We start from the raw sequence: 18,649 nt of genomic DNA, 5'->3' as shown, positions 1-18,649 counted from the left end.
TTATGACCTACCATAAGGCAAATGCCCACATAGCAAGGGGAGGTGCTCAATGGGAAGGCAAGAAATAACTCTTTCGGATCGGTTTGACCTTACGAAATCGCCGGTATTGCTGAATGGTACGCAGGCGCTGGTGCGTCTTGTACTGGCCCAAGCGGCGCGTGACGCGGCGGCGGGGCTGCACACAGCAGGTTATGTCACCGGCTATCGCGGCAGCCCGCTGGGCGCGGTTGATTTGCAGATGGCGCGCGCAAAAACGGTGCTGGAGGCGGCGAATGTACGCTTTGAGCCGGGGCTGAACGAAGATCTCGCCGCGACCGCCCTTTGGGGCAGTCAGCAGGCTGAATTGCGCGGTGACGGCAAATATGACGGCGTGTTTGGCCTTTGGTATGGCAAAGGGCCGGGCGTGGATCGCTCGGGTGATGTGATGCGCCACGCTAATATGGCGGGCAGTTCGCCCCATGGTGGCGTCATCATGGCGATGGGCGATGATCACACAGGCGAATCCTCGACCGTCTTGCATCAATCGGACTGGGCGATGGTGGATGCCTATATGCCCGTACTGTCCCCCGCAGGGGTGCAAGAGATACTTGATCTGGGCCATTACGGTTATGCGCTTAGCCGCTTTGCGGGCGTTTGGGTCGGGCTCAAGACGATGAAAGATACGGTTGAGGCAACGGCTGTGGTCGATGGCGATCCTCAGCGGATGCAATTCGTCACCCCCGATTTCAAGATGCCCGAAGGTGGCTTGAACATCCGCCTTAACGACACGCCGGTAGCACAAGAAGCCCGGATGATTGACTTCAAGCGTTTTGCCGCCGAGGCGTTTGCACGCGCCAACCGCATCGATAAGCGCGTTTGGGGCAAGGAGGGGGCCAAGATTGGTCTGGTCGCTGCGGGCAAGAACTGGCTGGATCTGAGCCATGCGCTGTCGCTGCTGGGTATCGACGCCGCCGAGGCCGAGCGCCTTGGCATCACCACCTATAAGGTCGCGCAGACCTTCCCGCTGGATATGGACAGCTTCCACGAATGGGCCGAGGGGCTCGATCTGGTGATCGTGGTAGAGGAAAAGCGCAAGCTGATCGAAGTGCAGGTCAAAGAGACGCTGTTTGATGACCGCCGTGGACGGCGCGTTTATGGTTGGCACAAGGGTGACAACTGGGAAAATGGCCGCCGGGTGGAGTTATTCCCGACGCGCTACGCGCTGGACCCGGTGATGATTGCGCAAAAGCTGGGCGAAATCTTTATCGAAGAAGGGCGCGATACCGATGCCATCAAGGCCGGTATCGCGAAAATCGAGGCCGCTCAGCGCGCCGATAACGCGCCCGAAATTGCTGCGCGAACGCCGTGGTATTGCTCGGGCTGTCCGCATAATACCTCAACCAAGCTGCCCGAAGGCACGCGTGGCTATGCCGGGATCGGCTGTCACTACATGGTGCAATGGATGGGCCGCGATACCGAGGGCTTCACCCATATGGGCGGCGAGGGCGTGAACTGGGTCGGCGAGGCCCCGTTCTCGAACCGCGAGCACATGTTCCAGAACCTCGGCGATGGCACCTATAATCACTCTGGCGTTCAGGCGATCCGCGCGGCTTTGGCGGCGGGCACCAACATCACCTACAAAATTCTGTTCAACGATGCGGTCGCGATGACCGGTGGTCAGGAAAACGAGGGCGATCTAAGCGCGCAGCGGATCGCCGCCGAAATCACTGCGATGGGCGTGAAGCCGGTTGTGGTGGTCTATGACGAGAAGGAAGAGGTCGATCTCAGCGCTTTCCCCTCAACGGTCGAAAAATTCGAGCGCGCCGAGCTGATGGCAGTGCAAAAGCGGCTGGCTAAGGAAAAGGGTGTCTCGGCGCTGATCTATGTGCAGACTTGCGCAGCCGAAAAACGCCGCCGCCGCAAGCGTGGCAAATTCCCCGATCCCGACAAGCGCGTGTTCATCAACACTGATGTCTGCGAGGGCTGTGGCGATTGCGGCGTGCAATCCAACTGCGTCTCGATCGTGCCTGTGGAGACCGAACTCGGCACGAAACGCGCGATTGATCAATCGTCGTGCAACAAGGATTTCCGCTGTCTCGACGGGTTCTGCCCCAGCTTCGTCACGCTCAAGGGCGCGAAAATCAAAAAGGCGCAGGCCAAGGATCTGGACCTGCCCGATCTACCGATGCCCACGCTGCCCGCGATCAATGGCACGCATAACGTGGTAATCACCGGTGTCGGGGGCACGGGCGTCGTGACCATCGGCGCGGTGCTCGCGATGGCGGCGCATCTGGATGACAAGGGCGCGGGCATGATGGAGATGGCGGGCCTCGCGCAAAAAGGCGGCGCGGTGCATATCCATCTGCGCATCGCCGAAAAACCCGAAGATATCAGCGCGATTCGCGTCGCCGTGGGCGAGGCGGATTGCGTGATTGGTGGCGATCTGGTGGTCTCGGCGGGTTCCAAAACGCTGGGTCTGATGACGACGGGGCGCACCGGGGCGGTGGTGAACAGCCATGAGATCGTGACGGGCGAATTTACCCGCAACCGCGATTTCCACCTGCCGGGCGATCAGTTGCGTCTTAGCCTTGAGGCGCGGCTCAAAGATCGTGTGGCCTTTGTCGATACGTCTGAACTGGCACGCCACATGCTGGGGGATTCGATTTACTCCAACATGGTCGTGTTGGGCGCGGCGTGGCAGCAGGGCTATGTGCCGCTACGCCTTGCATCAATCACCCGCGCGATTGATCTCAACGGGGCAAAGCCCGAGGAAAACAAGCGCGCCTTCGATCTGGGCCGCTGGGCGATGGTGCATCCTGAACAGGCCGCGCGGGCAATGACGTCCGAGGTGGTCAAAGCCCCGGTCGATCCCGTCGATTTCCGCGCCGATTATCTGGTGGCGTATCAGAACAAACGGCTTGCGAAACGCTTCCGCAAGCTGGTGGATAGCGCGCCCGGCGATCTGCAGGTGTCGGTCGCCAAGGGCTATCATAAACTGCTGGCCTATAAGGACGAATATGAGGTCGCGCGGCTGCATCTTGCGACCGCGGAAAAAGCGCGCGCTGAATTCGACGGCGATTTCGAGATGCACTTCCATCTCGCGCCGCCGATCATGTCGAAAGAAGGTGCGAATGGGCGACCGATCAAGCGCGAATTCGGCCCGTGGATGGCGCGCGGCTTCAAGGTTCTGGCCAAGCTCAAAGGGCTGCGCGGCACGCCGCTTGACCCGTTTGGCCGCGCCGCCGAGCGCAAAATGGAACGTGCCCTGATCGCGCAATATGAGGCCGACATGGCCGAAATCTTGCCCAAAGTGACGTCGGACACGCTGGAAATCGCGCGTGAACTGGCCGAACTGCCCCTTAGCATCCGTGGCTACGGCCCGGTCAAGGCGCAAGGCGAGGTCATGGCATCCAAACGTCGCGAGGCGCTGCTGGCGGCGTTCCGTGCGGGCGGTCATCCGCAACCGATGGCTGCGGAGTAAGCATAAAGACGTTTCTTTCGCGAAGACTTGGGCTTAAATGATGCCCACCCGGCGCAATTCCCGCGCCGGGATTTCGCGCGGGAGAGTGCCATGGCCGTTGGGGTGTTTGATTCAGGTCTGGGCGGGCTGACGGTTTATGATGCCTGCGCCAAGCGCCTGCCCGATGTTCCATTTTGCTATTTTGGCGATAATGCCCATGCGCCTTACGGGGTGCGCGATAGCGATGACATCTTCAATCTGACCTGCGCAGGGGTTGAGCGGCTCTGGGATGAGGGTTGCGATCTGGTCATTTTGGCGTGCAACACGGCCTCGGCTGCGGCGCTGCGCCGGATGCAGGAAAGCTGGATCCCCGAGGGCAAGCGCGTGCTGGGCGTCTTCGTGCCGATGATCGAGGCGCTGACCGAGCGCAAATGGGGCGACAATTCCGCGCCGCGCGAAGTGGCGGTGAAACACGTGGCGCTGTTTGCGACGCCTGCGACGGTGGCCAGTCGGGCGTTTCAGCGCGAACTGGCGTTCCGTGCGATTGGCGTGGATGTCGAGGCGCAACCCTGTGGTGGCTTGGTCGATGCCATTGAGGTCGGCGATGAAATTCTGGCCGAAGCGCTGGTGAAATCGCATGTCGAGGCACTTAAGCGGCGCATGCCCAATCCCGAGGCCGCAATCCTTGGCTGCACCCATTATCCGTTGATGCAAGACGTGTTCCAGCAGGCGCTGGGCGAGGATGTGTCCGTCTATAGCCAAGCCAATCTGGTGGCCGAAAGCCTTGCCGATTACCTGACGCGCCATCCTGAATTTACGGGCGCGGGGAAAGAGTCGAAGTTTCTCACCACAGGTGATCCAGCGTCAGTGTCAAACCATGCGACGCAATTTCTGCGCCATCCGATCCGCTTTGTTGCCGCATAGGGCGCTTAATTCGGCCTTAATCGGACGTTAACTCTTTCGTGAACGAAATCCGAATCGAGGCCTAAGATGGCGACTCTGCGTATTCTTGTCAGTCTGCTAACCCTTGCGGCCAGCCCGGTATCGGCTTTGACTGTGTCAGAACTGGATGCTGGAGAGTATTCCTCAATCTGGACCAGCCCGACGCTGATTGCGAGTGGTACTTCGGCGATCACTGGCACCGGGACCGCAGGTGACACCGATATCTTCGCAGTGAGCGGTCTGGCCAGCGGTGCGCAGGTTCTGACGCTGTTTCTGTCGGGAGCGGATGCGTTCACCGGCAGCTATCTGAACGGGGGCGGGTCAATTCGTTACAGCTCTACGCCCTTTTCCTATGATTGGGATGGTCTGGATCCCGGCGACTTCGGCATCTCATACGATCCGTTTCAGCCGGTCAGCGCATCAAATAACCTGACCGCCAGTCAAAGCATCACGCTCGACAGCAGCTTTGGCGGCACGCTGTATTTGGCGATGATCTTTACCTACGGCAACGCGCCGCTCAGCTATGGTCTCGACCTCTCATCGGCGCTTTTGCCGGGTGATCCGCTTGTTGAGACCCCCTCGGCAGTGCCGCTTCCCGCGACAGCGCCGCTTTTGCTGACTGGGCTGGCAGGGCTTTTGCTGATGCGTCGGCGACAGGGCCGCGTGGGATAAATCTTGACGCAGCAGGGTGGAGCGCCGAAATAGGGCGCGCAGTGGCGTTGACCGCCCGTCCATGATGCGAAGGTTTATCCATGTCCAAAAAAATCGCCATTCTGGGGGCTTCGGGCTACACCGGTGCCGAGCTTGTTCGCCTGATCGCCACCCATCCGGGGATGGATATCGTGGCCCTGTCGGGCGAGCGAAAAGCGGGCATGAGCATGGGCGATGTGTTTCCTCATCTGCGCCATCTGGACCTTCCCGACTTGGTCAAAATTGAGGAAATTGACTTTTCCGGCGTGGATTTGGCATTTTGTGCGTTGCCGCATGCAACCTCGCAGGCAGTGATCAAAGACTTGCCGCGTGATCTGAAAGTCGTCGATCTGAGCGCCGATTTCCGGCTGCGCGATCCTGCCGCCTATGAAAAATGGTATGGCAAACCCCATGCGGCGCTCGAGATGCAGAAAGAGGCGGTCTACGGGCTGACCGAATTCTATCGTGAGGCGATTCGCGACGCGCGGCTGGTGGCAGGCACGGGCTGTAATGCCGCCGCCGGGCAATACGCGATCCGTCCGCTGATTGAGGCGGCCGTAATCGACCTTGATGAGATCATACTCGATCTAAAAAACGGGGTGTCTGGCGCGGGTCGCGCGCTTAAGGAAAACCTGCTTCATGCCGAGCTGTCGGGTGGAACGTATCCCTATTCTGCAGGCGGAACACATCGTCATATCGGAGAGTTCGATCAGGAATTCAGTGCTTTGGCCGGTCGTCCCGTGATGGTCCAATTCACCCCACATCTTGCACCGTTCAATCGCGGCATTCTGGCGACCGCCTATGTTCGCGGCGATGTCGATGCAATTTATCAAGCATTGCAGGATCGCTATGCTTCTGAGCGCTTCCTAGAGGTGCTACCTTTCGGCGCACTCCCCTCGACACGGTCAGTTACGGGGTCCAATTTTGTTCATATTGGTGTATCAGGGGATCGTATCCCCGGCCGCGCTACGGTCGTGGTCGCGTTGGACAATCTGTGCAAAGGGTCTTCGGGCCAAGCGATGCAGAATGCCAATCTGATGCTGGGGATGGATGAGGCCGAGGGGCTTATGCTGGCGCCGGTTTTCCCGTAAGATCGGGTGCGAGGAGGAGAGAAGATGAAGAGCCTTAAGAAGAAACGCCGTATTCAGGTGCTGGCCGTGGCCGCCGTCGCCTTGGTCTTGGCGACCGGGATGATCGGCTATTCGATGCGCGATGGCATCAATTTCTTCCGCGCCCCCTCGCAACTTGCCACCGAACCGCCCAAGCCTGGCGAAGTTTTTCGCTTGGGTGGACTGGTTGAGACCGGCACCCTGAAACGTGGTCAGGGAGAGGTTATCACCTTCTCCGTTACCGATGGCGGCGCAACCGTTCCAGTGAAATTCGCGGGCGTTCTGCCGGACCTGTTCAAAGAGGGACAGGGCATGATCGGCACCGGCCAGATGGAAGACGGAACATTTGTCGCGTCTGAAATCTTGGCCAAGCATGATGAGAATTACATGCCCAAGGAAGTTATCGACGCGCTCAAAGAGCAAGGCGTCTATGAGGCGCCGACCTCGTAATCTTTTGCTGATTACTTCCCTAGCGCGCGCTGCTTTTCGTGGCCTTTAACCCATAATTGCAAGCCTGTCGCCGTTGTTAAAACGGGGATAGGCCATGAAATCTGTCACGCAGATAGCGCAAGAAATCGTTGCGCGTGAAGGCGGTTACGTCGATGATCCCGATGATCCGGGTGGGGCTACAAAATACGGGGTGACGCTGGGCACGTTGCAGCGGCTTGACCTCGATCAGACCGGCGATGGTCGCGTCGATGAGATGGATGTGCGCGCGTTAAACCGCGAACAGGCCGTCGAAATTTTCATCAAGCATTATTTTGAAGAGCCGCTCATCAAGAAGCTGCCGGGCGCGATCCAGCCTTCTGTTTTCGATATGTATGTCAACGCAGGCGGCAATGCGATTGTGATCTTGCAGCGACTGTTGACCGATATGGGCCAGCGCGTCGTAATTGATGGCGTGATCGGTCCGCAAACCATCGCGGCGGCGGAATTGGCGCAAGCCGCGGCACCGGGCTATTTCGTCGATGCTTATGGAATCGCGCGACGCAACTACTACTACCGCGTCGCCGATGCACGCCCGGCCAGCCGCAAATACGCCAACACACGCGCCGGCACCAAGGGCGGCTGGATTTTGCGCGCCGAGGAGTTCATCTCGCCCCGTTACCGGTTAAGCGAGGGCGAGCATCGCAAGCGGGTCTCGAAATGGGTGTGATCGACAAGCTGATTGGCGGGGCAGGGGCGGCCAAGGCGGTGGGGGATGCGGCGACCTCAATGGCCGAAGTATTCGTGCCCAACGCGACCAAGAAACTTGAAGCCGCGCAGGCTGCCTATGTTGCAGCGCTACAAGAGCATGGGGCAGAGTTTGAATATGTCCGCCCGGGTGTGTTTGATAGAATCGTAAACGGTATCAATCGCTTGCCGCGTCCAGTCCTGGCCTTTGGGATTGTGGGGCTATTCGTTTATGCGATGATTGATCCCGTGGGGTTCGCGCAGCGCATGGTCGGGCTGAATTATATCCCCGAACCGCTTTGGTGGTTGCTGGGGGCTGTAGTGAGTTTCTATTTCGGCGCGCGCGAGGCGTATTATTTTCGCATGAAGAAAACGGTTACACCGCCCGCCGCACTAAGCGCCCCTGAGGAGCCCGAGCACAATGCCGCGCTTTCTGCGTGGCGCGAAGGTGGGGCAAAATAGACCTGTCCACAGCTGACATGAATAAGCCGCGCCAGTGTGATACACGGCGCGGCTTTATACGTTAGGCTCGGTCTGCTTCAGCCCTGACGGGCTTTGAAGCGACGCTGCGTCTTGTTGATCACATAGACGCGGCCCTTGCGGCGCACGACCTGACAATCGCGATGACGCTGCTTGAGCGAGCGGAGCGAGTTACGGACCTTCATTGGCCTTCTCCTATTCGCGGCGCGCGTGCGCCTTGAAAAACGAATGCCCCCGAACACCGGGGGCGGTGAATCATGGTGGGCGGTACTGGGATCGAACCAGTGGCCACTACGATGTCAACGTAGTGCTCTACCGCTGAGCTAACCGCCCACAGCCGCCTGACCCCGTTTCATCGCCTCGATTACGTCAAATGTCCTAAGGGCAGATGAACAAACCGAAAGACGCGGGATCGCGTCGGTCTGGGGGTCTATAAAAGGAGTCGAAAGGGCTTTCAAGGGGGATTTGGCTACAAAGCGTTCCGGTGTAAGCTGCGGCGCATTATCGTGAGGCTTCATGACCGAAAAACCACATCCCCCGGCGGCGTTTACCCTGCTGCGTCCCGAAACCGAGCAGACGGCGGTGATTTTTGCCTCTCCGCATTCGGGTGCTTACTACCCGGCAAGCCTGCAACAGCGCTCTGTGCTGAATATAAGGCAGTTGCGGTCATCCGAGGATGCGTTTGTGGATCGTTTGCTGGCCTCTGCGCCCCGATATGGCGCGACGTTGATCGCGGCGCAATACCCGCGTGCCTGGGTTGATCTGAACCGTTCTGATGACGAGCTTGATTCGGCCTTGATCGCGGGGATTGGGCGGTCGCACCCCGGTCCGCGCGTGGCAGCTGGGCTGGGGGTAATACCTCGCGTGGTGTCTGGAGGGCGTGCGATTTATCGCGGCAAGATCGCCCAGATCGAGGCAGAGACCCGCCTGAACAATGTCTGGCGCCCCTATCATGCCGCCTTGGAAGATTTGTTGAGCCAAGCCCATCATCGCCACGGCCAAGCCATTTTGATTGATGTGCATTCGATGCCGTCCGAGGCGCTCGACAGTTTGGGGGCGCGCCGACCCAGAATCGTTCTGGGGGATCGCTATGGTGCCTCTGCGGTGCGCAGCCTTGTGGCGCAGATCGAATCAGTGTTCGCCGATGAGGGCCTTGCCGTGTCGCGTAACAATCCCTTCGCCGGGGCCTATATCACGCAACGCTACGGCCGACCGCGCGACAATGTTCACGTCGTGCAGATCGAGATCGACCGCGCGCTTTACATGGATGAGGCGTTGATCGAACCCAATGAGGAGTTCGCGACCTTCCACGCGCTGATGGAGCGCGTCATTGCTCGCATCTGTGCCATCGGTGCGCAGCCCATGCGTCTGGCCGCCGAATAGCCCCTCACGAGGCTTGCTGTGCCTTGACCTCGCGCAGCCAATTTCTCAGCTCTGTCATCAGATGTTCTGATTGCGGCCACCAGCGCATCATCCAGAGATCATCTTATCAACCCGTCCTTAGTATATCATCTCAAGAAACATGCCCGAGCAGGAGTGAAGATCGCGTAAATGAGCCCTCAGGATTTGGTTTTATCTTTCGCATCCAGTCCGCGCCCGGTTCTGATCGCCTCGCGGCCGAAGCGCGCGCGGATCGCATCGGCAGCACGCTCGGCTCCGGCGCGCTTGCTGGCTTGCGGATCCAGTAAATCGCCCACCGGGTCACGCCCGTCCGCGCCACACAGGTCCGAAAATCCTATCCCGATCAAGCGATACGCAGTCGCGGACGGCAGCGTATCAAACAACCGCTCCGCCGCGCGATATAGCGTGTCGGCAAGCTGGCTGGGCTCTTCAAGTTGGGTTTGCCGAGTCAGCGTAGAAAAATCGGCGCGCTTGAGCTTGAGCGTAACCGTGCGCCCCGCAATTTCGCGCGCTTTCATACGCGCAGACACCTTTTCGGCCAAATGCCAGAGCTGAGCCAATAGCGCATCCCGCCCGCTTATATCCATGCCGAATGTGGTCTCATTCGAGATCGATTTGATCGGCGCACCGGGGGTGATTTTGCGCGTGTCATGGCCATGCGCCAGATCAAACAGACGCGCCCCGGTCACCCCAAACCGCGCCACCATCCGCTCCTGCCCTGCGCGGCGAATATCGGCCAGCGTGCGAATACCAGCGCGTCCCAAAGCCGCTCGTGTTGCCGCCCCGACCCCCCACAAAACGCCAACTGGCTTGTCATGAAGAAACGGCTCGGTATCCGCGCGCCCGATTACCGAAAACCCGCGCGGTTTATCCAGATCCGAGGCGATCTTGGCGAGAAACTTATTATGCGACAGCCCGACTGAGGCGCTGACCCCGATCTCTATCTCGATCATTCGCGCTAATCGGGCCATTTGCAGCGCCGGAGGGGCGCTATGCAGCTTGGCCGTACCGGTTAGGTCCAGAAACGCTTCATCCAGCGAAAGCGGCTCGATCAGTGGCGTCAGCGCCGCCATCCGCTCGCGGATCTGGCGTGAAACGGCGACGTAATGATCCATACGTGGCTTGATGATAACTGCGTCAGGGCACAATTTGCGGGCCTGAAACATCGGCATCGCCGAGCGCACACCCGAGATCCGCGCGATGTAGCAACAGGTGGTGACAACTCCCCGCGTGCCGCCCCCAACGATCACCGGCTTTGAACTCAGCGCCGGATCATCGCGCTTTTCAACAGATGCGTAGAAGCTGTCGCAATCAATATGCGCGATCGACAGTTCAAACAGTTCGGGATGCGATAAAATACGCGCGCGCCCACAACGCGGGCAGCGTTTGGGCGCGTCTTCGAAACTTTCTAGGCAATCGCGGCACAGGGCGGGCATGGTTAGATTGTCTCCAGACCCATCTTGTACGCCATCTTCCTCTTGACGGAAATATCCCGGGGGGTCCGGGGGGCAGAGCCCCCGGCTGGTTTCCTTTAGTGCAAAGGCACGCCTTCGCCGTTAGGTTTGCCCTTGGGCGTGGCCGCGTGCCCGTTGATAACGAGCCCGTCGGGGCCTGCAGAAACCGTGACGGTGTCGCCATCCATCACCTTGCCACCCAAGATTGCCTCGGCGAGCGGGTCTTGCAAGGAACGCTGGATCACCCGTTTCAAGGGACGTGCCCCGTAAACCGGATCATAGCCCGCATCCGCCAGCCATTTGCGCGCCGCCTCATCCAGATCCAACGTGATCTTGCGCTGCGCCAAGCGTTTCTCCAGTAGCTTGAGCTGAATGGTTACGATGCCAGTCATATCCGCGCGGTTGAGCCGGTCGAAGATCACCATCTCGTCGAGACGATTGAGGAATTCGGGGCGGAAATGCGCCCGAACGGCCTCCATGACCTGCTCCTTGGCCTCGCTCGTGTCGGTGCCCTCGGGCAACCGGCTAAGCGCCTGCGACCCAAGATTCGAGGTCAGGACGATCAGCGTCTGTTTGAAATCGACCGTGCGGCCCTGACCATCGGTCAGCACACCATCGTCAAGCACTTGCAACAGCACGTTGAACACGTCCGGATGCGCCTTTTCGACCTCATCGAACAGGACGACCTGATAGGGACGCCGACGGACCGCTTCGGTCAGCACGCCGCCCTCATCATAGCCGACATAGCCCGGAGGCGCGCCGATCAGCCGCGAGACCGAATGCTTCTCCATGAATTCGGACATGTCGATACGCACCATCGCCTGATCATCATCAAACAGATAGTTCGCGACGGCCTTGGTCAGCTCGGTTTTCCCCACGCCGGTCGGCCCGAGGAAAAGGAAGCTACCCAGCGGACGGTTCTCGTCGTTCAGGCCCGCGCGGGCACGGCGCACGGCATTGGCCACCGCAGTGATCGCAGTGTCCTGACCGATGACGCGCTTATGCAGCTCCTCTTCCATCTTGAGCAGTTTCTCGCGCTCGCCTTCCAGCATTTTCGACGTCGGAATACCCGTCCAGCGCTCGACCACTTCCGCGATCTGCTCCGGCCGCACCGATTCCTCGACCAAAAGGTCGTCACCCTCGGCAGAGTCGGCCTCGTTCAGCTGCTTTTCCAGCGACGGGATGATGCCGTAAGACAGCTCACCTGCGCGGGCGAGATTGCCTTCGCGCTTGGCCTGATCCAGCTCGGCGCGCGCCTTGTCGAGTTGCTCTTTCAACGTGCGACCCGATTCCAGCTTGTCGCGTTCGGCCTGCCATTTGGCGGTCATCTCAGAGGCACGCTCTTGCACCTCGGCCAGCTCCTTCTCGATTTTCTCGAGCCGGTCTTTGGACGCGACGTCATCCTCTTTCTTGAGCGCCTCGGCCTCAATTTGCATTTGCAGGATTTGGCGATCCAGCGCATCGAGTTCCTCAGGCTTGCTGTCTACTTCCATGCGCAGACGCGAGGCGGCTTCATCGACAAGGTCGATCGCCTTGTCGGGCAGGAAACGGTCGGTGATGTAACGATGGCTCAGCGTTGCAGCCGCCACCAAGGCACTATCCGAAATCCGCACGCCGTGGTGCATCTCGTATTTGTCCTTGATGCCGCGCAAGATGGAAATCGTGTCTTCGACCGTCGGCTCTTCGACCATTATGGGCTGGAAACGGCGTGCCAAAGCCGCGTCTTTTTCGACATATTTGCGGTATTCATCCAGAGTCGTGGCGCCCACGCAGTGCAACTCCCCACGCGCCAAAGCGGGCTTAATCAGGTTGGCGGCATCCATCGCGCCATCGGATTTACCCGCGCCCACAAGCGTATGCATCTCATCAATGAACAAAATGATCTCGCCTGCCGCAGCCTCAATTTCCTTGAGCACCGACTTGAGACGTTCCTCGAACTCACCGCGATATTTCGCCCCGGCAATCAACGCGCCCATATCCAGCGCGAGCAGCTTTTTGTTTTGCAGGCTCTCGGGCACGTCGCCGTCAATGATGCGCAGCGCAAGACCCTCGGCGATCGCGGTTTTACCCACGCCCGGTTCCCCGATCAGAACGGGGTTGTTCTTGGTGCGCCGCGACAGCACCTGCATGGTGCGCCGGATTTCGTCATCGCGCCCGATGATCGGGTCGATCTTGCCCTGTTCGGCAGCCTCGGTCAGATCGCGCGCATATTTCTTAAGCGCGTCATAGCCTTCCTCAGCCGAGGCACTATCGGCCGTGCGCCCCTTGCGCAGATCGTTGATCGCAGTGTTGAGCGATTGCGCCGTAACTGCCCCGGCCTCAAGCGCGTCTTTCGCGCGGGTGTTCACCAAAGCCAGCGCCATTAGCACGCGCTCAACGGGCACAAAGCTGTCACCGGCTTTTTTGGCGATCTTCTCAGCCTCGTCCAGCACGCGCACAAGGCTTTGTTCGACATAAACCTGACCGTCGCCGCCCGACACTTTGGGTAGCTTGTTCACCGCCAGATCGACCGCCTCTTGCACGCGCTTGGGTTCGCCGCCTGCGCGGGCGATCAAATTGGACGAAAGGCCCTGATCGTCATCCATCAATGCCTTCAAAAGATGCTCTGGCACTACACGTTGATGGCCCTCGCGCATCGCGATGGTCTGGGCGGCCTGAAGGAAGCCGCGCGACCGTTCCGTGAACTTTTCCATGTCCATCGGTCTCTCCTTTTTGATAAAGCCCCCGGAAAAATTCGGGCCCAGAAAAGGCGCCCACTGGCCGGGTCTCGAGTAAGAAATGGGCGCGCTGCGGCGCAGCTTCAAGAGCAATTTTCGGGGCTTGCAGGGATATTTTGTCGCGGCACGAAACCAAATCGTAATCTTTGGCGTTCATCTTAAGATAACTTTATTTTGATCGTGGAGGTCTGAAAAATGCATCACGCTACCGCCACCCGGATCGCACTTTTGATTTATAACGCTGCACAGCGCCGCTTTGAGGCGGTCGTAGAATTTTTTACGCCTGGCTTGACGCAGCCCCTGCGCATCCCCGTTCTTGTCGAGGCGAGTGAGCAGATATGCCACCGCCAACTCGCCCGCGCGCTGACCCGTGAGGCGCAGCGCCGCGGTATCGGTGGGTTGTAAACGCCGCCCCGCATGCTTGACGGGAGCGCCTTTGCGCCTCATCACGGGGCGAACCGTTAAAGGAGCGCCCCCATGACTGATCACATGCTACCCGCCGATGATCGGCTGATCGTCGCCCTTGATGTGCCAAACGCCCACGCGGGGTTGCTGCTGGCCAACAAGCTGGGCGATGCCGTTTCGTTTTACAAGATCGGGTTAGGGATGTTGACGGGGGGCGGGCTGGCACTTGCGAGTGAACTCAAGCTTGATCAGGGCAAGCGCATTTTTCTGGATATGAAGCTGTTCGACATCGGCGCGACGGTCGAGGCGGCGGTTAAGGGTCTGGCCCAGTTCGAGTTGGATTTTCTGACCGTGCATGGCGACCCGCATATCGTTAACGCGGCCAAGCAGGGTGCAGCTGGCAAGGATATGAAAATTCTTGCGGTCACGATCCTGACTTCTTTGGATCGCGCCGATTTGGACGGTGCGCTAATCAAGCCCGGCGACATTGCCGATCTGGTGGTGGAACGGGCAAGCCGTGCTTTTGAGGCGGGGGCGGATGGCGTGATCGCCAGTCCACAGGAAGCCGCGCTGATCCGAGCCTTGCCCGAGGCTGCAGGCAAGCTGATTGTGACGCCCGGTGTGCGCCCGACCGGGGCCGATCTGGGCGATCAAAAGCGTATCGCGACGCCTGCTTCGGCCATCGCGGCGGGGGCAGATCATATCGTGGTCGGGCGCCCTGTTCATCGCGCCCCTGATCCGCGCGCCGCAGCCCAAGCGATTATCGCCGAGTTGCGCGGGGCCTAAATGCCACCCTACTGTGTCTTGGTCGGATCCGCAGTCACCCCACCTTTTGGTGTGGGGGCGACGGTCACGCTTGCCGCATTCGGATCGGATATTTGTTCATAGGGTGGTGGGTCGGTGGCGACCTGAGCGCCGCCGTCCAGCGGGGTGTCAGCTACGAGCCAGATCACCACGCCCAGCGCCGCAATGAGCGCCACGAAGGTCATAATCAACCCACCAAGATTGGATTGTCGCATCATGCCAATTCCTTTCCTTGCACTGTAGAAACGCAGAGACGGGCGACACGTTCCCTTGCTCGTTATGATCAGCGATCACTGGCTTATTGAAAAACGGCGCCCCGAAAGGCGCCGTGTCCATTTTGCAAAGCGTTCCTGCGGGGGCGCTTTGCCTATGAGACTGCAACAATTCTAACCGTTATAACTGTGAGGAAAACGGCGCATCATGCGCTCACGTTCCTTCACGTCGGCTCAGTTTTCGTTGATGTCGCGGTCCCAGTGTTTGGTTTGTCCGTGCCGCACGCCCATCACGCGGCGCAGCACCAGCCATGTCACCACCGACACTGCTGCGAAAATCAAAAGCGTTAATGGCAACGCATGCCCAAGAATTCCGATCCAGATCAGCGCGCCCACAATCACTGCACCAATCGCAAAGCCCAGAAACACAAAGCCGGGGATCAGCATTTCCAACACACCCAGCACCACACCAGCGACGACCCAAACCCAACCTTGCTGCCAGTATTCCATCACTTTTTCCCTAGTAGATAGAAGGCGTCGGTAAAGGCCTCGAGTGCTGCGGCGGGCAGAATAATGGTTTGCTTTCCTTCACCCTTAGCGACTTGCGCGATGGCATCAACCTGCTTCAAAGCCACCTGATATTGCGCCGCCGCGAGGCCATTTTTGGCGATTGCGCCTGCGACGACTTCGGTCGCATAGGCTTCGGCATCTGCGGTGACGCGGCGGGCCTCTGCCTCTTTTTGCGCCTGAAACAATTGCGCTTCGGCGTTCAGTTCGATCGCGCGTTTGCGTCCCTCGGCCTCGGTGACGGTTGCGCGGCGGGCGCGCTCGGCGTTAAGCTGCTGCATCATCGCGGCGCGTGTCGCTTCATCAAGGTTCACGTCCAGCACCTCGGCGCGCGTCACCTCAATGCCCCAGTCATCAACCATCGCGGCCACCTGCTCGCGCACTTTGGAGATCAGCTGCGCGCGGTTAGATTGCACCTCGTCAAGTTCCAGAACCCCGATTTCCGAACGCACGATCCCCGCGACCGTGGTAGCAATCGCGGCATCGACATCGCGAATGCGATAGACCGTCTTTTCCGGCTCGATGATGCGATAAAAGACCGAGGTTTCGACTTTGACCAGCACGTTATCGGCGGTGATCCCGTCTTGCAGCGCATTGGGCAACTGGCGTTCGAGGATCGAGATTTTATGCGGCACGCGGTCCAGAAATGGCACAATAAAGTTGAGCCCCGGCCCGAGCACGCTGCGTAAGCGCCCAAAGCGTTCAACCACGTATTTTTCCGACTGCGGCACGATCCGCACGCCCAGAAAGACACAAACGATCAGGAAGCCTGCGATCGCGATCATCACAATGTCGCCGCCGCCCAGTAAGTCGATAATGTTCATGCTTGTCCTATTGATTATGTGCTGCTTTGCAGTTTGATCGTGAGTATAGCCTTATTGTGGTGCATTGGGGAAAACTCTAAGGCCGAGCAACACCAATACCACCAGAACGGCCCAGCCGCCGGGGCGCGAAAGCAGCCAGATTGCGACGGCAACACTGGCAAGCACCAGACGCGATCCGGCCACGCCAAGCACACCCAGAACCTGCCCCATCAGCGCGGTCCTTTGTCGTGTGAAAATGTCATGGCCTGCTCCTGCCTTTTGCAACAGAGTGCCGCAAAAGGCGCGTTTTGGGAAGTGTTAACGCCGCAGGCCGTTTACGCCTTAGTCGCGCATTCCAGCAAAACGATTTTGCCATTCTTCGCGCTCTTCATCGGCGATCTTGCGGAAGAGAACCTCTGGCGTGGTGAAGGCATGACCTGCGGGCAGCGCGGTCAACGCAGCCTTCACATCTAGCGGCCAGCTACGGTCCTCGGTCTGCATCGCGCCCAGCATACTATCGGCGGCATCGGGGATAAAAGGCGTGGACAGAACCGCATAAAGCGGGATCAGGTTCAATGCGAGCCGCGCAATCGCAGCCGCCCGGTCGGGATCGGTCTTGAACACCGACCACGGGGCCGAGGCTTGCAGATATTCATTCCCAGCCACCCAGATCGCGCGCAGTTCGGCGGCAGATTTGCGAATTTCCATCGCTTCCATGTAGGTTTCATAGGCGCGGCTGCGGGTGGTCAGCTCGTCGATCAACGCGGCTTCCTGATCGCCCCATTCACCGCCTTCGGGCAGTGCCTCACCGAATTTCGAGCGGGTGAATTTGGTGATGCGCGAGACGAAATTGCCCAGCACATCGGCCAAGTCTTTGTTCACCGAGGCCTGGAAATTCTCCCAAGTGAACTCGCTATCGGCGCTTTCGGGCGCATGGCTTAGTAACCACCAGCGCCAGTAATCGGCGGGCAGGATTTCCAACGCCTGATCCATAAACACACCGCGCCCGCGCGAGGTCGAGAACTGGCCGCCATCATAGTTCAGGTAGTTGAACGACTTGATGTAATCGACCAGCTTCCACGGCTCGTTCGAACCCAAAATCGTCGCCGGGAAAGATAGCGTGTGGAACGGCACGTTATCCTTGCCCATGAATTCCGTGTAGGTCACGTCATCGGCGCCTTTGTCGGTGCGCCACCAGCGTTCCCAGTCGCCGCCGGTCTTGTCGGCCCATTCCTGCGTCGCGGCGAGATATTCAATCGGAGCGTCAAACCAGACGTAGAAAACCTTGCCCTCCATGCCCGACCACGGTGCGCCCTCAAATTGCGCAGGCACCCCCCAAGACAGATCGCGCGTGATGCCGCGATCTTGCAAACCATCGCCATCATGCAGCCATTTCTTGGCAATTGAAGTCGTCAGTAGCGGCCAATCGGTCTTGGAATCAATCCACGCATCAAGTTGATCTTTTAGCGCAGATTGGCGCAGGAACAGGTGCTTGGTTTCGCGCAGCTCCAGATCGGTCGAGCCGGAAATCACCGAATGCGGATTGATCAGATCGACCGGATCAAGCTGCTTGGTGCAATTGTCACATTGATCGCCGCGTGCGCTTTCATAGCCGCAATTGGGGCAGGTGCCTTCGATATAACGGTCGGGCAAAAAGCGGCCATCGGTCTTGGAATACATCTGCTTTTCGGTCACTTCGCGCAGCAACCCGGCCTTGGCAAGCTGTACCGCGAAATGCTGCGTCAGCTTGCGGTTTTGCACGCTCGAAGAACGCCCGAAATGGTCAAACGACAGCTTGAAGCCACGCGCGATCTCGGCCTGAACCTCGTGCATTTCGGTGCAATATTCGGCCACCGGCTTGCCCGCCTTGGCCGCAGCAAGTTCCGCCGGGGTGCCATGTTCATCCGTGGCGCAGATGAACATCACCTCATGTCCGCGCGCGCGCTGATAGCGGGCGAACAGATCGGCGGGCAACTGGCTGCCCACGAGGTTACCCAGATGCTTGATCCCGTTGATATAGGGAATGGCCGAGGTGATCAGATGACGCGCCATGAATGCCCCTTGGAAAGATGCGTTTGGCGCGGGTTTACAGGGGTTTGCGAGCGAGGGCTAGGGGGCTCGCGGGTGCTGCGCGAGAGACTAAGGCTAAGCGATTGGACTGCTGCAATTGCGAGCGCCTACCGTCTTTGCACCAGTGTATCTATCTTTGGTTTCCACACTACTGAGTTAAGCGTCTACAAACCTACGGTAACCTCATGTGTCTGATGCAGCATAGAGAAAGCTTTGCTTGGGTCATCGGTTAGGGGATAGAAGAGCGGTGGGTATCAGTTCAAATTTATCGCAGAGGTCAGTCGAATTGGGACATGCCGCTATCGTTAGGGTCAGGATTCATAACCAGAACATGACGACGGCGGCGAGGGCACAGGCTGACAGGAACACCTTTGGACATCTGT

General features: G+C 59.1%; 18 protein-coding genes and 1 tRNA gene. 10 read left to right on the top strand and 9 right to left on the bottom strand.

Going from position 1 to position 18,649, the window contains the following annotated elements:
- The first annotated feature begins 49 nt into the window (after window positions 1-49).
- From ACN0SD_RS15765 to ACN0SD_RS15735, 7 genes are all read left to right on the top strand, one after another.
- Window positions 50-3,460 (top strand): indolepyruvate ferredoxin oxidoreductase family protein, encoded by a 3,411-nt coding sequence (locus ACN0SD_RS15765; protein ID WP_417809182.1) that lies wholly within the window; start codon window positions 50-52, stop codon window positions 3,458-3,460.
- Between the two features lie 90 nt (window positions 3,461-3,550).
- Entirely contained in the window at window positions 3,551-4,363 is an 813-nt protein-coding gene (murI, locus tag ACN0SD_RS15760) for a glutamate racemase (RefSeq protein ID WP_417809181.1), read from the top strand.
- Between the two features lie 66 nt (window positions 4,364-4,429).
- Window positions 4,430-5,053, top strand: a complete 624-nt coding sequence (locus tag ACN0SD_RS15755; RefSeq protein ID WP_417809180.1) for a VPLPA-CTERM sorting domain-containing protein — start codon at window positions 4,430-4,432, stop codon at window positions 5,051-5,053.
- Window positions 5,054-5,133: 80 nt separating this feature from the next.
- Window positions 5,134-6,162, top strand: coding sequence for an N-acetyl-gamma-glutamyl-phosphate reductase (gene argC / locus ACN0SD_RS15750; RefSeq protein WP_417809179.1), 1,029 nt, complete (start codon window positions 5,134-5,136; stop codon window positions 6,160-6,162).
- 24 nt (window positions 6,163-6,186) lie between these two features.
- Window positions 6,187-6,630: a cytochrome c maturation protein CcmE gene (gene ccmE, locus ACN0SD_RS15745; RefSeq protein WP_417809178.1), complete on the top strand. Its 444-nt coding sequence runs from the start codon at window positions 6,187-6,189 to the stop codon at window positions 6,628-6,630.
- 94 nt (window positions 6,631-6,724) lie between these two features.
- Entirely contained in the window at window positions 6,725-7,336 is a 612-nt protein-coding gene (locus ACN0SD_RS15740) for a holin-associated N-acetylmuramidase (protein WP_417809177.1), read from the top strand.
- Window positions 7,327-7,815, top strand: a complete 489-nt coding sequence (locus tag ACN0SD_RS15735) for a holin family protein (RefSeq protein WP_417809176.1) — start codon at window positions 7,327-7,329, stop codon at window positions 7,813-7,815. Before ACN0SD_RS15740 ends, ACN0SD_RS15735 begins: the two co-directional genes overlap by 10 nt.
- A gap of 77 nt (window positions 7,816-7,892) precedes the next feature.
- Here ACN0SD_RS15735 and ykgO read toward each other — a convergent pair whose 3' ends face one another.
- Both ykgO and ACN0SD_RS15725 read right to left on the bottom strand, forming a co-directional pair.
- Window positions 7,893-8,018: a type B 50S ribosomal protein L36 gene (ykgO, locus tag ACN0SD_RS15730; protein ID WP_038065693.1), complete on the bottom strand. Its 126-nt coding sequence runs from the start codon at window positions 8,016-8,018 to the stop codon at window positions 7,893-7,895.
- Between the two features lie 73 nt (window positions 8,019-8,091).
- Window positions 8,092-8,166, bottom strand: a tRNA-Val gene (locus ACN0SD_RS15725).
- A gap of 183 nt (window positions 8,167-8,349) precedes the next feature.
- Between ACN0SD_RS15725 and ACN0SD_RS15720 the strand changes: the two genes are divergently transcribed.
- Complete coding sequence (locus tag ACN0SD_RS15720) at window positions 8,350-9,216, top strand: N-formylglutamate amidohydrolase (protein ID WP_417809175.1); 867 nt, start codon at window positions 8,350-8,352, stop codon at window positions 9,214-9,216.
- A 176-nt stretch (window positions 9,217-9,392) separates the two neighbouring features.
- Here ACN0SD_RS15720 and ACN0SD_RS15715 read toward each other — a convergent pair whose 3' ends face one another.
- Complete coding sequence (locus tag ACN0SD_RS15715) at window positions 9,393-10,670, bottom strand: DNA polymerase IV (RefSeq protein ID WP_417809174.1); 1,278 nt, start codon at window positions 10,668-10,670, stop codon at window positions 9,393-9,395.
- A gap of 95 nt (window positions 10,671-10,765) precedes the next feature.
- On the bottom strand, window positions 10,766-13,387 hold the full coding sequence (gene clpB / locus ACN0SD_RS15710; RefSeq protein WP_417809173.1) for an ATP-dependent chaperone ClpB: 2,622 nt from the start codon (window positions 13,385-13,387) through the stop codon (window positions 10,766-10,768).
- Between the two features lie 213 nt (window positions 13,388-13,600).
- Here clpB and ACN0SD_RS15705 point away from each other — a divergent pair, with 213 nt between their 5' ends.
- The gene (locus tag ACN0SD_RS15705; protein ID WP_417809172.1) at window positions 13,601-13,810 is read left to right on the top strand and encodes a hypothetical protein; all 210 of its coding nucleotides are present in this window, start codon (window positions 13,601-13,603) and stop codon (window positions 13,808-13,810) included.
- 72 nt (window positions 13,811-13,882) lie between these two features.
- Window positions 13,883-14,596 (top strand): orotidine-5'-phosphate decarboxylase, encoded by a 714-nt coding sequence (pyrF, locus tag ACN0SD_RS15700; protein ID WP_417809171.1) that lies wholly within the window; start codon window positions 13,883-13,885, stop codon window positions 14,594-14,596.
- Between the two features lie 8 nt (window positions 14,597-14,604).
- Here pyrF and ACN0SD_RS15695 read toward each other — a convergent pair whose 3' ends face one another.
- From ACN0SD_RS15695 to metG, 5 genes are all read right to left on the bottom strand, one after another.
- A complete protein-coding gene (locus tag ACN0SD_RS15695) occupies window positions 14,605-14,829 on the bottom strand; it encodes a hypothetical protein (RefSeq protein WP_417809170.1) in 225 nt (74 codons plus the stop codon).
- Between the two features lie 231 nt (window positions 14,830-15,060).
- On the bottom strand, window positions 15,061-15,336 hold the full coding sequence (locus ACN0SD_RS15690) for an NfeD family protein (RefSeq protein ID WP_417809169.1): 276 nt from the start codon (window positions 15,334-15,336) through the stop codon (window positions 15,061-15,063).
- Window positions 15,336-16,217, bottom strand: a complete 882-nt coding sequence (locus ACN0SD_RS15685) for an SPFH domain-containing protein (protein ID WP_417809168.1) — start codon at window positions 16,215-16,217, stop codon at window positions 15,336-15,338. Before ACN0SD_RS15685 ends, ACN0SD_RS15690 begins: the two co-directional genes overlap by 1 nt.
- Before the next feature lie 51 nt (window positions 16,218-16,268).
- The gene (locus ACN0SD_RS15680; protein WP_417809167.1) at window positions 16,269-16,427 is read right to left on the bottom strand and encodes a hypothetical protein; all 159 of its coding nucleotides are present in this window, start codon (window positions 16,425-16,427) and stop codon (window positions 16,269-16,271) included.
- Between the two features lie 111 nt (window positions 16,428-16,538).
- Window positions 16,539-18,248, bottom strand: a complete 1,710-nt coding sequence (gene metG, locus ACN0SD_RS15675) for a methionine--tRNA ligase (RefSeq protein WP_417809166.1) — start codon at window positions 18,246-18,248, stop codon at window positions 16,539-16,541.
- Between the last annotated feature and the right edge of the window lie 401 nt (window positions 18,249-18,649).

It is taken from the genome of Thioclava sp. (assembly GCF_048263065.1).
Lineage (GTDB): Bacteria > Pseudomonadota > Alphaproteobacteria > Rhodobacterales > Rhodobacteraceae > Thioclava.
Note: the sequence above shows the minus strand (reverse complement) of the source record. Positions and strands in the feature narration are given on the sequence as shown.